The organism is Halorubrum sp. ARQ200 (assembly GCF_005435115.1).
Classification (GTDB): domain Archaea; phylum Halobacteriota; class Halobacteria; order Halobacteriales; family Haloferacaceae; genus Halorubrum; species Halorubrum tropicale.
This window is the reverse complement of record NZ_SGTZ01000001.1, coordinates 438216-451186: the sequence shown is the minus strand read 5'-3', so window position 1 is coordinate 451186 and position 12971 is coordinate 438216. Positions and strand designations below refer to the sequence as shown.

The window sequence follows — 12971 nt, the reverse complement described above, 5'->3', positions numbered from 1 at the left end:
TAGCAGCCGGCGCACTCGGTCCGGCCGTCGATCCGGACACGGACCGACGGGCGTTCGCAGCCGCACGTCTCGCAGCGACGCTTCACGCGAACACCACCACCAAGTTCACCGCGGCGACCGCGGCACCGATCGTCGCGATCCCGAAGCCGACCCACTCGGGCGCCTCCAGGGCGTCGGCCGCGACCGGCCACGCACCGCAACACAAGCCGACGACCGCGAGCATCGCGACCGCCGCGGGCAGCTCGCCCATCGCGAGCAGCTCGCGGACGATCGGGTTCGCCTCGGCGCTCGGCCCGACCGCTCGGGCCGCGAGGATCGTCGTCGTCGCGTCAAGAATGCCGTGCGACGTGAAGATCGCAGCGACCTCGCCGTTCCGGTCGCGACTCACGCCGACCGCCCCCGTTCGGCGTCGCGTTCCCACCGGAGCCGGGCGGCGTCACGGACGTGCGGCCGCGGTCCCTGAGCCGGGTCGTACAGTCGGCTCGCGCGGACGAACGGGCTCATCCCGACAGCCCTCCGTTCCACGGCTCGCCGCCGTTGCGGGCGGGGTGGTGTTGCGGGTCCGGGGTGTCGACGTCTTTCCCGGCCGCGCTCCCCTCGCAGATCCGCACCCACGAGTCGCACTCGGGACAGCGGTGCGCGCGATCATCGTCGTCGCCGTGAACCCGACCGAACCGCGGCGGGAGGTGCGACCCGCACTCCAGGCAGACTCCGGACTCGTCGGGCTCGACCCGGAGCACCATCATCCGGAGATCACCCCGACGTTGGTCGGGTCGATCGCACGACGCGACGGGGTCGCGATCGGTGACGTATTCAACCCGATTTCGGCGACGGGTTCGGAAGGAACCGCTTCGGACGATTCCGTAGCGTAGCGAGTCGCTACGGTAGAATTGGCATTAGTCGCGAAACGGTCGGTGAGGAAGTGGGCGCTACAGGATTTGAACCCGTGGCAACTTGGTCCGAAGCCAAGCACTCTGTCCAAACTGAGCTAAGCGCCCTCACTCCGAGTTACTGCCGAGAGCGTGTTAAGTCCCGCGATCCGAACGCGCCGCCGCGCAGTCGGTCGGTCCGCGGGTCTCGTCGACCGAGAAATCGATTCGGCTCCGTGATACGTTCCCGCGATCCGGCCGCGTGCGGATCCGCGCTCGGCCGCGAATTCCGCGATCGAACGGGGTGTACCGCGGCGTCGAAGTCGGGCGGCGCCTCGCAAGGGGCGATCAAAAAGAATATTATTCGGAGCGGGCATGTTTCGGTAGTAGATGTGTCCTGGTCGTACGGCCTCCCGGCCGAACGAGCGGCTCGCGCCGTCGACGTCGCCTCCGAGGTGCGTCCATGTATGAGCTGACGCCGCATTTCGACGCCGAGGTCGAGCCCGGGACCAACATCCTGTTGACCGGCCCGCCGCTCAGCGGGAAGCGGTCGATAATGATGGACATTCTCGCCGCGGGGACCGACCGCGACGAGGGCGCGATCGTCGTCACCACGAAGGACGGCGCCGACCGGGTGCTCCGCGACTACGAGAAGCGGACGCCCTACGAGGGGAAGCCGGTCGCGGTCGTCGACTGCGTCACCCGCCAGCAGGGCGGCGAGACCCGCGAGTCCGACCGGATCAAGTACGCCTCCTCGCCGGTGGACATGACGGGGATCGGGATCAAGCTCTCCGAGTTCCTCCAGGCGTTCGGCGACCGCGGCATCGAGCGGAACCGCGTGATGGTCCACTCGCTGTCGACGCTCCTGATGTACTCCGACCTCCAGACGGTGTTCCGCTTCCTCCACGTGTTCACGGGGCGGGTCCAGAGCGTCGACGGGTTCGGGCTGTTCAGCATCGACTCGACGGCCCACGACGACCAGGCGATGAACACGCTCAAACAGCTGTTCGACGGGATCATCACCGTCCCCGAGGAGGGCGAGCCCGACATCCGGCTGCCTTGAGCGGGGTCGGCGCCGGCCGCCTCCCCCGCCCCGACGCGCCGACCGAGGGATCCGCTTAATCGCGTCGCGACCCAACGACGAGCCATGCCCATCACCGACGACGCGGGACTCGACCGCCTGCTCGACGCCGAGACGATAGCGGTCGTCGGCTGCTCGACGACACCGGGGAAGGCCGCCCACGACGTGCCGGCGTACCTCCAGCGGCAGGGGTACGAAGTGATCCCAGTGAACCCGTTCGCCGACGAGGTGCTCGGCGAGCGCGCGTACGACGCGGTCGGCGAGGTCGAGGAGTCGATCGACCTCGTGGACGTGTTCCGCCCGAGCGAGGAGGTGCCGGACATCGTCGAGGCCGTCCGCGAACGCCACGCGGGCCGCGGCGACGCCGGCGCGCTGTGGCTCCAACTCGGGATCAGCCACGACGAGGCGGCCGCGGCCGCCGAGTCGGACGGGATCGACGTGGTCCAGGACCGCTGTCTCAAGGTCGAACACGGCCGCCTGCGCGGATAGGGGCGCCTGCGCGGATAGCCTCTGCCTCCGGAGCGCGTCGCGCGGGCGGCGCCGCGCCGCTCACCCCTCCCACTCCTCGAACGACCGGTAGACGCCCTTCGAGAGGTAGCGCTCGGAGGAGTCGCAGAATATCGTGGCGACCGCGTCGTGCGGGGCGTCGATCGCGCCGTCGCGGATGTCGCGGGCGACCCGCTTCGCCGCGATCGCGTTCGCGGCGGCCGACGAGGCGACGAGCTGTCCCTCCTCGGTCGCGAGCCGGGCCATCTCCTCGTGGACCTCGCGGTCGGGGACCGCGACGATGTCGTCGACGATCTCCGGATCGAACAGCTCGTTGCGGTCGATGTCGTGGGTGCCGATCCCCTCGGTCTTGTACTCCTCGTGTTCCACGTCTTCGCCGAGGAACTCGCGGTAGGCGGACCCGGCGGGCTCGACGGCGACGACGTAGGTGTCCGGGTCGCGCTCGCGGAAGTACTCGGCGAGGCCCATCAGCGTCCCGCCGGTGCCGCAGCCGGCGACGACGGCGCCGACCTCGCCGTCGAGCGCCGCGTCGATCTCCGGCGCGGTCGTCTCGTAGTGGGCCTCGACGTTGAGCGGGTTCGAGAACTGCTGGGGGACGACGGCGTCGTCGAGCTCATCGGCGATCTGGTGGGCGCGGTCGATCGCCAGGCCCATGCCCTCCTCGCTCGGCGTGTTCACGACCTCGGCGCCGAGCGCGCGCATGAGCTGCTGCTTCTCGACCGAGAAGCGCTCGGGGACGACGAAGACGGCGTTCAGGTCGAGCTGTCCGGCCGCGACGGCGAGCCCGATGCCGGTGTTGCCGGCGGTCGGCTCGACGACGGTGCCGCCCTCACCCACGTCGCCGCGCTCCAGCATGCGTTCGAGCATGTACTTCCCGATGCGGTCCTTGACGCTCGCGCCGGGGTTGAACGACTCCAGCTTGGCGTACACCGGAACCGCGTCCGGCGCGTCGTGGACGTCGACGAGCGGCGTCTCCCCGATCGTCTCCAGCACCGACGACAGGGGCTCCCGATGGTCCGTCATAGCCCGGCAAACGTTGCCGCGGGATTTGTGTGTTGCCATCGGTCCGTCCGGTTCCGGGGCTCCGCGGCGAGGGCAGTCTTTGCCGAGAGCGGCGCGGCGCGACCGAACGGGTTCGCGCGTCGCGGCCCGCGACCGTGCGACGCCCCGCCGCGGATCGAACACACTTATGCCGGTCGTCCGGCTCCGACCTGTATGAGCGAGACCGATGCGGAGGCCGAGGTGACGGTCGTCCTGCCGGACGGATCAGAGCTGACCGTTCCGGCGGGGTCGACAGTCGAGGACGTCGCCTTCGAGATCGGCCCCGGGCTCGGTCGCGACACCGTCGCGGGGAAGATCGACGGCGAACTCGTCGAAAAGTACGCGGAGGTCCACGACGGCGCGCGGATCGAGATCGTCACCGACCAGTCGGACGAGTACCTCACGGTGTTGCGCCACTCCGCGGCCCACGTGTTCGCGCAGGCGCTCCAGCGGCTCCACCCGGAGGCGACGCTGACGATCGGCCCGCCGACCGACGACGGCTTCTACTACGACGTGACCGACGTCGACGTCGACGAGGACGACCTGGCCGCCATCGAAGAGGAGATGGAGGAGATAATCGCGGCGGACTACGACATCGAACGCGAGGTCCGGTCGCGCGAGGCGGCGAAGGAGACCTACGCCGACAACGAGTACAAGCGACAGATCTTAGACGAGGAGGCCGACGGCGAGGAGGTCACCTTCTACGTCCAAGACGACTGGGAGGACCTCTGTCAGGGCCCCCACGTCGAGTCGACCGGCGAGATCGGCGCCGCGACGCTGTTGGAGGTGTCGGCGGCCTACTGGCGCGGCGACGAGGAGAACGACTCGCTGACGCGCGTGTACGGCACCGCCTTCGCGAGCGAGTCCGACCTCGAGGAGTACCTCGAACTCCGCGAGCAGGCCCAGGAGCGCGACCACCGGAAGATCGGCCAGGAAATGAACCTCTTCTCGATCCCGACGGTGACCGGGCCGGGCCTCCCGCTGTACCACCCGCCGGGGAAGACCGTGCTCCGCGAGCTGTCGGACTTCGCGAACGAGCTCAACCGCGACCACGGCTACGAGGAGGTCGAGACCCCGCACGTGTTCCGGACGGAGCTGTGGAAGCAGTCGGGCCACTACGAGAACTACAAGGACGACATGTTCCTCCTCGACGTCAACGACGAGGAGTACGGCCTGAAGCCGATGAACTGCCCGGGCCACGCGACCATCTTCGACCAGCAGAACTGGTCGTACCGCGACCTCCCGCAGCGCTACTTCGAGAACGGGAAGGTGTATCGGAAAGAGCAGCGCGGCGAGCTGTCGGGGCTCTCGCGGGTCTGGTCGTTCACCATCGACGACGGCCACCTGTTCGTCCGGCCGGACCAGATCCGGGGGGAGATCGAGTCGGTGATCGAGATGATCTTCGAGGTCGTCGAGACGCTCGACCTGGAGGTCGAGGTCGCGCTGGCGACCCGCCCCGACAAGTCGGTCGGCGGCGACGATATCTGGGAGTCCGCCGAGGAGCAGCTCCGCGACGTGCTCGAATCGGGCGGGTACGACTACGACGTCGAGCCCGGCGACGGCGCCTTCTACGGCCCGAAGATCGACTTCGGCTTCGAGGACGCCCTTGGCCGCGTCTGGGACGGCCCGACCGTCCAGCTCGACTTCAACATGCCCGACCGCTTCGACCTCACCTACACGGGCGAAGACAACGAGGACCACCAGCCCGTGATGATCCACCGCGCGCTGTACGGCAGCTACGAGCGCTTCTTCATGGTCCTCATCGAGCACTTCGACGGGAACTTCCCGCTGTGGCTGGCGCCCGAGCAGGTCCGGATCCTCCCCGTCTCCGACGAGACGCTCGGCTACGCCCACCGCGTGAAGAACGAGCTGGAGGACGCCGGCTTCCGCGTCGAGGTCGAGGACCGCGACTGGACGGTCGGCCGGAAGATCCGCGCGGGCCACGACGACCGGCTCCCGTACATGGTCATCGTCGGCGACGACGAGCGAGAGGCGGGGACGGTGTCGGTGCGCGACCGCTTCGAGAATCAGCGCGGCGACGTCGACCTCGACGACTTCGTCGACCACCTCGTCGCCGAGCGCGACGAGAAGCGGACGGAACCCGACTTCGTCGACGACGAGTGACGGCGGAGCCGAGCGTCGGTCGGTGACGGGCGACGCCGCGCGCCCCTCGCGGCGCGCCGACCGTCAGATCAGGTCGACGCCGGCGAACTCGAACCGCGCCCCGCCGTCGGCCGACTCGGTCACGCTGACCGTCCAGCCGTGTCCGTCCGCGATCTGCGAGACGATGTCGAGCCCGAACCCGGTGCCGTCGCTCGTCGTCGTGTACCCGGACTCGAACACGCGGTCCCGGTCCCCCGCCGGGATCCCCGGGCCGTCGTCGGCCACGTAGAACCCGTCGCCGTCGGAGAGGGGGCCGACCTCGACCGCGACAGCGCCGGACTCCCGCGCCGCGGCCCCGTGTTCCGCGGCGTTCCGAAACAGGTTCTCGAGGAGTTGCCTGAGCCGCTGCTCGTCGGCGCGGAGGGCGTAGCCGTCGCTCGCGACGCGGAGCGTCCCGCCCCGGGTGTCGGCCGTCTCCCAGGCGTCCGCGGCGAGGGCGGCGAGGTCCACGCGGGTCAACTCGTCGACGCCGCCGCCCTCGCGCGACAGGGTGAGGACGTTCTCGATGAGCGTGTCCATCCGCGAGAGGGCGCGCCGAACGGGCTCGACGTGTTCGCTCTCGCAGTCGTCGGCGAGGAGCTCCATCCGCCCGCGGGCGGTCGTCAGCGGGTTCCGCAAGTCGTGGCTCACGACGCTCGCGAACTCGTCGAGCCGGTCGCGCTCGCTCGCCAGCCGCTCGGCCGCGCGCCGCCGCTCCAGCTCGTAGCTCACCCACCGCGTCAGCAGCTCCACGAACGTCCGCTGGGAGTCGGTGAACGGCTCTTCGCGCGCGTTCGTGTCGGCGAAGCAGAGCGTGCCGAACCGCTCGTTCTCGACCTCGACGCGGCCGCCGACGTACGTCTCCAGCCCGAACGTTTCGTACGCGGGGTCGCCGGCCCATCCCTCCGCCGAGGCGTCGACGATCGTCAGGAGCCGGTCGCGTTCGAGCGTCCGCTTACAGTACGCCTCGTCGAGCGGACACGTCTCGCCGGGCTGTAACAGGGGGTGAGTGGCGTGCGAGACTTCGACGTGCTGGGTGTCGTCCTCGATACGCGTGAGAAAGCCGTTCGGCACGTCGAGGTACTCGCGGCCGATCGTCAGTATCTCCGCGACCTTCTCCTCGAACGTGCGGTCCTGGTCGGAGGACACCGCGTACAGCCGCTGCATCGCGCGGAGGCTCTCCTCCTGGCGCCGCTCCAGTTCGCGTCGCTCGGTGACGTCGTGGAGGTAGACGGAGAGCCCCTCGTCCGACGGGAACGCACGCGCGTTGAACCACGTGTCGAGCGGCTCGTAGTAGGAGTCGAACGAGACCGGCTCCTGTGTCTCCATGGCGCGGCGGTACTGGTCGTAGAACACGGTCTCCCTCGACTCGGGGATCGAGTCCCAGAGGTGCGCGCCCTCGACGGAGCCGTCCGGGCCGACGGCGTCGTCGCTCATCGCGGACCGGAGGACCTCCCTGCCCCGGCCGTTCGCGAACACGATCCGCCAGTCGCCGTCGAGGGTGAAGAACCCGTCCGACATCCGGTCGAGGACCGTCCGGAGGTCCTTGTTCGACGCCGACTCGCCCGCGCCGTCGCTCATGTCACGGCGCACGTGTCGCGGACGGTTAAGTTAGGGTGGATTCCGGACAGGACGCGGCTGGGCGCCGTTCCGACCCGTCGACTCGGCGGCGCGCGGCGGCGCACAGAGCGTGTGACGAGGCACGGGGTCGCCCCTTCCGTCGGCTTTTTGCGTTCGCTCGTCCGGAGGTGACGTATGTCGAACCAGCAAGCCGAGCCCGGCGTCGACGACCGAGCGCCCGAAGTCGGAGAGCTGACGCCGCCGGACCGCACGCTGATGGGGCCCGGACCGAGCGACGTCCACCCGCGCGTCCTGAACGCCATGAGCACGCCGCTGGTCGGCCACCTCGACCCCTCGTTCGTCGAGATAATGGACGAGGTCCAGGAGCTGTTGCGCTACACGTTCCGAACGGACAACCAGTGGACGATCCCCGTCTCGGGGACGGGGTCGGCGTCGATGGAGGCCGCGGTCGGCAACCTCGTCGAGCCGGGCGACACCATGCTCGTCCCGACCAACGGCTACTTCGGCGGCCGGATGAAGTCGATGGCCGAGCGCGCGGGCGGCGAGGTCGTCGAGGTGTCGGCTCCCTGGGGCGAGCCGCTCGACCCCGTCGACGTCGAGCGCGCGTTCGACGAGCACCAGCCGGACGTGTTCGGCTTCGTCCACGCGGAGACCTCGACGGGCGTCCTCCAGCCGAGCGTCCCCGAGCTGACCGACATCGCGCACGCCCACGACGCCCTGGTGATCGCCGACTGCGTCACGTCGCTCGGCGGCGTGGAGATGCGCGTCGACGAGTGGGGCGTCGACGCGGCCTACTCCGGGCCGCAGAAGTGCCTCTCGTGTCCGCCCGGCGCGAGCCCGCTCACGCTCAACGACCGCGCGATGGACAAGGTGCTCGACCGCGACGAGCGCCCTCGCTCGTGGTACCTCGACCTCTCCCTCCTGGAGGGGTACTGGGGCGACGACCGCTCGTACCACCACACCGCGCCGATCACGAACGTGTACGCGCTCCGCGAGGCGCTGCGCCTCGTCGCCGAGGAGGGGATCGAGTCGCGGTGGGCCCGCCACCGCGAGGTCGCCGGCGACCTGAAGGCGGGCCTCCAGGACCTCGGCCTGGAGATGAACGCCCCCGAGGAGTACTGGCTCCCGAGCCTCAACGCGGTGCGGGTGCCGGACGGCGTCGACGACGGTGCGGTCATCGACCACCTCCTCGACGAGTACGACCTGGAGATCGCCTCGGGCCTCGGCGACTTGGAGGGCGACATCTGGCGGATCGGCTGTATGGGCTACTCCGCTCGCCCGAAGAACGTCGAGTACGTCCTCGCCGCGTTAGAGGACGCGCTGGCGGCGCGGGGACACGAGGCCTGAACCGCGGTCCGGGTGCGCGGCCCGGCCGCGCAGCCGACCCCGTCGGGACGAATCTGGGCGAGCGGCCGACCCAGTCGAGACGGACCCGGTCGCCCCCGTGCGAACCGATACCGCCGTTCCCGCTCGCTTTTTTTTCCGGGGAGCCGACCGTGCCGCCGTGACCGACGCCTTCGGACGCGCGATCCGGGACCACCACCGAGGCGAGCGGACTGAGCCGCTCCGGCAGGGAGACGGCGAGGAGACGCGCGAGCACCCGATCGAGGCGTTCTACCTCACCGGGTTCGACCGGGAGAGCGACGCGGGGCCGTGGCTCGCGTCGCGGCTCAGCGGGCCGCTGGTCGACCTCGGCGCCGGGGCGGGCCGCCACGCGCTGCGGTTTCAGGAGCGGTTCGAGACCGTCGCCGTCGAGTCCAGCCCGGCGCTCGTCGAGACGATGCGCGAGCGCGGCGTCGTCGACGCCCGCGAGGCCGACATGTTCGCCCTCCGGGAGGCGTTCGAGCGCGACCGGTTCGCCTCGGCGCTCGCGATAGGGACACAGATCGGACTGGCGGGGTCGATGCGCGGGCCCTCCGCGTTCCTCGGCGACCTCGCGTTCGTGACGACGCCGGACGCGACCGCGGTCGTCGACTGCTACGACCCCGACCATCCGGGCGCCGCCGACCTCCTCGGCTACCGCGAGGACCCGACGCCCGGGCTCGCGGGCCGCGTCATGTGGTTCGCGTACGACGGCGAGCGGGACCCGACGCTCCGCTTCACCCTCTTCTCGCCGGACCGACTCCGCGAGGCGGCGATCGGGACCGGGTGGGCGGTCGAGGCGGTCGACCGCTCGGGATCGGGCGAGGGGCCCCGCTATCGCGCCGCGCTCCGGAAGCGGTAGTCGACCGGCGTCGCGCTCGCCTCGCGAGCGCGGCCGCTACCACGCGGTCAGCGCCGCGCGGCCGTGATCGGCGGCGAGGATCCCGAGGAACGCTACGACGCCGGTGATCGCGAAGGCGCCGCCGACGTAGAAGACCGACCCCATGCTCACCTCGACCATCAGCCAGCCGGCGATGAGCGGCCCGGCCACGGAGCCCGGCCGCCACACCAGTTCGCGGATGCCGAAGCTGGAGGCGACGCCGCCGTCGTCGGTCCCCTCGTCGGCGAACAGCGCCATGCTGGCGGGCTCGCGGAAGGAGTCCGCGACGCCGAGCAGCCCGGAGAAGGCGACCAGCGGGAGGTACGCCGGCGGAAGCTCGCCGAGAATCGGCACCGTCACGCCCGCGCCGAGCGCGCTCCCGACGGCCGCGGAGAAGGGGATCGCGACCGCGACCGCGCCGTAGGCCCCGCCGCCGGCGAAGACGAACAGCGACCGCCCGTAGGCGTCGGAGAGCCGGCCGGTGAACAGCTGGCCGACCATGTTGGTCGCCTTCTCGGCGGTGACGGTCACCGCGACCGCGGTCGCGCCGACCGCGAGCCCCCCGGCAGCCAGTTCGGTCCCGGCGTAGATGGGGACCCACGTCCGTACCATCGTCACGGCGAAGGCGTACTGCGCGCGGAACGTCGAGATGGTCAGGATCCTCCGGTTCACCGCGAGGTCGCTGAACGGGAACCCCCCGACCCGCGTGGGGTCCGGGTCGAGGACCCCCCACGTGACGAGCCACGCGGCGATCATCAGCGCCGCGATGATCGCGAACACCGGCCCGAAGCCGACGGCGTCGTAGACGGCGCCCGCACCGAGCGATCCCAGTATCGAGGCCCCGAACGAGGCGGCGTTCGCCTTGCCGATCTTGTCGGCCCGCGTCCCGGCGCCGGCGATCTGGCCGACGAGCGAGAGCGTCATCAGCCCCGCGCCGGTGACGACGAGCCCCTGAAGCGCGCGGACGAGGATGAACGTGCCCGAGGTGTCGACGAGCGGGAAGAGGGCGTACACGCCCGCGCCGACGCCGAGGACGCCGAGCAGCACGAGCCGCTTGTCGAACCGGTCGCCCGCCCACGCGAGCGGAACCACGGCGACCGTCTGCGCGAGCGTGAACCCGGTGGTGTACATCCCGATGACGAAGCCGGCGGAGAGCGTGACTCCCAACACCGTCGTCGCCTGCGGGTCCAGGGCGTTGATGTACGTCGGCAGCAGCGTCAGGAGCGTGATGAACCCGAACCCCTCGGCGAACCGGGTGAGGTAGAGCGCCCAGAACTGCGATCGCTTCGCCCCGTCGTTCGCGCCCGCGTTGCTCACACCGGATCCGCGCCGACCGGTTCAAAATGGGTTACGATTCGAAACGCCGCGCCGACCCGCCCCGCTCACATCGTGTCGGCGTACTTGTCCCGGCGGTAGAGGTCGATCTCGTGGGCCGACGAGCCCGGGCGCGACGCCGCGAACGCGATGGCCTCCGCGGCCTCCTCGGGTTCGGTGACGCTGCCGGGCTCGAAGCGCTCTCCGAACGGCTCGCCCTCCTCGCTTCCGAACTCGGTCCGCACCGCGGAGGGGTTGACCACCGAGACCGCCGCCGCGCCGTCAAGGTCCGTCATGGGTCTGCGATCGGAGAGCGCGGACATACAACGCCGCGTCGAGGCGAGTCACCGCGTCGCCGTCGCTCTGCGGTTCAGGATACGGGCCGGGCGCGATTTGAACACGCGACCGACGGATTAAGAGTCCGTCGCTCTCCCTAACTGAGCTACCGGCCCTCACCGAATTGTACCGCTGTCGAGTTAAAAGACCTTTTCATTCGACGACGGTCGGACGGCTCGGATCCGGAAGGCGAGAGCGGCGTCGACTCGCGTGCGCTCGGGCCGACCGATCGGAATGCCGAGGGCGGTCGACTCGACGGAGACGACGGCGCGGGGAGCCCGGTCGGTCACACGTTCGGGGCGCACAGACGAACCCCGCGCGGACGGTGAGAGCGCACTCGTTAAGTGTCGTGCCGCGGAAATCCCTCCAATGAGTAGTGGGGCATCCGGATCCGCGCGGACCCGATACGCCATCCTCGGCTGTGGAAGCGTCGGTCACGCAGTCGCTGAGGAACTGACCGAGCGCGGGAAGGACGTCCTCATCCTCGACCGCGACGAGAGCCGCGTCGAGGCGCTCCGCGATCAGGACCTCAACGCGCGCGTCCAAGACATCGTCGAGCCGGACGTCGTCGACGAGCTCGGCGACCGGGACATCGTCCTGGTCCTCGCGAGCGACGTGGAGGCGAACAAGGCCGCGGTCTCCGCGGTCAGGGAGACTGGCGGCGACCACTACGTCGTCGTCCGGGCGTCGGACCCCGTCAGCGAGGACGAGCTGCGCGAGCGCGGCGCGGACGTGGTGATCAACCCCTCGACGGTGATCGCCGACAGCGCGCTCCAGTCGCTGGAGACCGGCGAGCTGGAGTACATGGCGCGTCAGCTCGCGGAGATCATCGAGGACGGGGGCGACCGCATGGCGATCCTCACCCACGACAACCCCGAGCCGGACTCGATCGCGTCCGCCACCGCGCTCCAAGCCGTCGCCGAGGCGTTCGGCGTCGACGCCGACATCATCTACTCCGGCGACGTGGGCCACCAGGAGAACCGCGCGTTCGTCAACCTCCTCGGCATCGACCTGCTCGCCCGCGGCGAGGCGCCGGCGCTCTCGGAGTACGCGACCGTCGCGGCCGTCGACCTCGCGAAGGCCGCGGCCGAGGACCTCGACCTCGACGTGTCCGTCGACATCTACCTCGACCACCTGGAGTCGGAGGTGCCGTTCGACGCGCGGTTCGTCGACGTGCGCACCAACGTCTCCTCGACGTCGACGATCCTCACGAAGTACCTCCAGGAGTTCGACCAGTCGCCCTCGGAGGCGGTCGCGACCGCGCTGCTGTACGGGATCCGCGCCGAGACGCTCGACTTCAAGCGCGACACGACGCCGGCCGACCTGACCGCGGCCGCGTACCTCCACCCGTTCGCGAACCACGACACCCTCGAACAGGTGGAGTCGCCGTCGATGAGCCCGGAGACGCTGGACGTGCTCGCGGAGGCGATCCAGAACCGCGAGGTCCAGGGGAGCCACCTCTTCTCGACGGCCGGGTTCATCCGCGACCGCGAGGCGCTCGCGCAGGCGGCCCAGCACCTCCTCAACTTGGAGGGGATCACGACGACGGCCGTGCTGGGCATCGCCGACGAGAAGATCTACCTCGCGGCCCGCTCGAAGGACATCCGGCTGAACATCGGCAACGTCCTCGACGAGGCGTTCTCGGAGATGGGCGACGCAGCGGGCCACTCGACGCAGGGCTCGTTAGAGATCCCGCTCGGCATCTTCACCGGCATCGAGGCGAGCGGCGAGAACCGCGACACGCTCCTCCACCTCACCGAGGAGGCGGTCCGCCGGAAGCTGTTCGACGCGCTCGGCGTCGAGGGCGGCAGCGGCGACGGCTCGAACGGGTCCTGACCTGCCGACTCGGGGCGGATCG

General features: G+C 70.2%; 11 protein-coding genes, 2 tRNA genes and 1 pseudogene. 6 read left to right on the top strand and 8 right to left on the bottom strand.

Annotated elements, in window-relative coordinates; genetic code table 11:
* Positions 1 to 82 precede the first annotated feature (82 nt).
* The 3 genes from EXE50_RS02390 to EXE50_RS02380 form a co-directional block, all read right to left on the bottom strand.
* The gene (locus EXE50_RS02390; RefSeq protein ID WP_137704264.1) at positions 83 to 388 is read right to left on the bottom strand and encodes a hypothetical protein; all 306 of its coding nucleotides are present in this window, start codon (positions 386 to 388) and stop codon (positions 83 to 85) included.
* A gap of 112 nt (positions 389 to 500) precedes the next feature.
* Positions 501 to 743: a hypothetical protein gene (locus tag EXE50_RS02385; RefSeq protein WP_137704355.1), complete on the bottom strand. Its 243-nt coding sequence runs from the start codon at positions 741 to 743 to the stop codon at positions 501 to 503.
* A 180-nt stretch (positions 744 to 923) separates the two neighbouring features.
* Positions 924 to 998 (bottom strand) — tRNA-Arg (locus tag EXE50_RS02380).
* A gap of 334 nt (positions 999 to 1332) precedes the next feature.
* Between EXE50_RS02380 and EXE50_RS02375 the strand changes: the two genes are divergently transcribed.
* Both EXE50_RS02375 and EXE50_RS02370 read left to right on the top strand, forming a co-directional pair.
* Positions 1333 to 1932, top strand: a complete 600-nt coding sequence (locus EXE50_RS02375; RefSeq protein ID WP_137704263.1) for a recombinase RecA — start codon at positions 1333 to 1335, stop codon at positions 1930 to 1932.
* A gap of 84 nt (positions 1933 to 2016) precedes the next feature.
* A complete protein-coding gene (locus EXE50_RS02370) occupies positions 2017 to 2439 on the top strand; it encodes a CoA-binding protein (RefSeq protein ID WP_053772002.1) in 423 nt (140 codons plus the stop codon).
* Between the two features lie 60 nt (positions 2440 to 2499).
* Here the strand turns inward: EXE50_RS02370 and EXE50_RS02365 are convergent, their stop codons facing one another.
* Positions 2500 to 3480 carry a PLP-dependent cysteine synthase family protein gene (locus EXE50_RS02365; RefSeq protein WP_137704262.1) on the bottom strand — a complete coding sequence of 327 codons (981 nt, stop codon included), beginning with the start codon at positions 3478 to 3480 and terminating at the stop codon, positions 2500 to 2502.
* Positions 3481 to 3672: 192 nt separating this feature from the next.
* Here EXE50_RS02365 and thrS point away from each other — a divergent pair, with 192 nt between their 5' ends.
* A complete protein-coding gene (gene thrS / locus EXE50_RS02360; protein WP_053772004.1) occupies positions 3673 to 5622 on the top strand; it encodes a threonine--tRNA ligase in 1950 nt (649 codons plus the stop codon).
* Between the two features lie 63 nt (positions 5623 to 5685).
* Here thrS and EXE50_RS02355 read toward each other — a convergent pair whose 3' ends face one another.
* The gene (locus EXE50_RS02355; RefSeq protein ID WP_053772005.1) at positions 5686 to 7221 is read right to left on the bottom strand and encodes a PAS domain-containing sensor histidine kinase; all 1536 of its coding nucleotides are present in this window, start codon (positions 7219 to 7221) and stop codon (positions 5686 to 5688) included.
* Positions 7222 to 7395: 174 nt separating this feature from the next.
* Between EXE50_RS02355 and EXE50_RS02350 the strand changes: the two genes are divergently transcribed.
* Both EXE50_RS02350 and EXE50_RS02345 read left to right on the top strand, forming a co-directional pair.
* The gene (locus EXE50_RS02350; RefSeq protein ID WP_053772006.1) at positions 7396 to 8568 is read left to right on the top strand and encodes an alanine--glyoxylate aminotransferase family protein; all 1173 of its coding nucleotides are present in this window, start codon (positions 7396 to 7398) and stop codon (positions 8566 to 8568) included.
* Positions 8569 to 8725: 157 nt separating this feature from the next.
* Entirely contained in the window at positions 8726 to 9445 is a 720-nt protein-coding gene (locus tag EXE50_RS02345; protein WP_137704261.1) for a class I SAM-dependent methyltransferase, read from the top strand.
* Positions 9446 to 9481: 36 nt separating this feature from the next.
* Here EXE50_RS02345 and EXE50_RS02340 read toward each other — a convergent pair whose 3' ends face one another.
* The 3 genes and pseudogenes from EXE50_RS02340 to EXE50_RS02330 all read right to left on the bottom strand — a co-directional run bounded on the left by EXE50_RS02340 (position 9482) and on the right by EXE50_RS02330 (position 11229).
* Complete coding sequence (locus tag EXE50_RS02340) at positions 9482 to 10780, bottom strand: MFS transporter (RefSeq protein WP_137704260.1); 1299 nt, start codon at positions 10778 to 10780, stop codon at positions 9482 to 9484.
* 65 nt (positions 10781 to 10845) lie between these two features.
* A pseudogene (locus EXE50_RS02335) lies at positions 10846 to 11061 on the bottom strand (SDR family NAD(P)-dependent oxidoreductase); the annotation flags it as partial.
* 94 nt (positions 11062 to 11155) lie between these two features.
* Positions 11156 to 11229 (bottom strand) — tRNA-Lys (locus EXE50_RS02330).
* A 253-nt stretch (positions 11230 to 11482) separates the two neighbouring features.
* On the opposite strand from EXE50_RS02330, the gene EXE50_RS02325 reads away from it, so the two are divergent.
* On the top strand, positions 11483 to 12949 hold the full coding sequence (locus EXE50_RS02325; protein ID WP_053772010.1) for a DHH family phosphoesterase: 1467 nt from the start codon (positions 11483 to 11485) through the stop codon (positions 12947 to 12949).
* Positions 12950 to 12971: the final 22 nt, after the last annotated feature.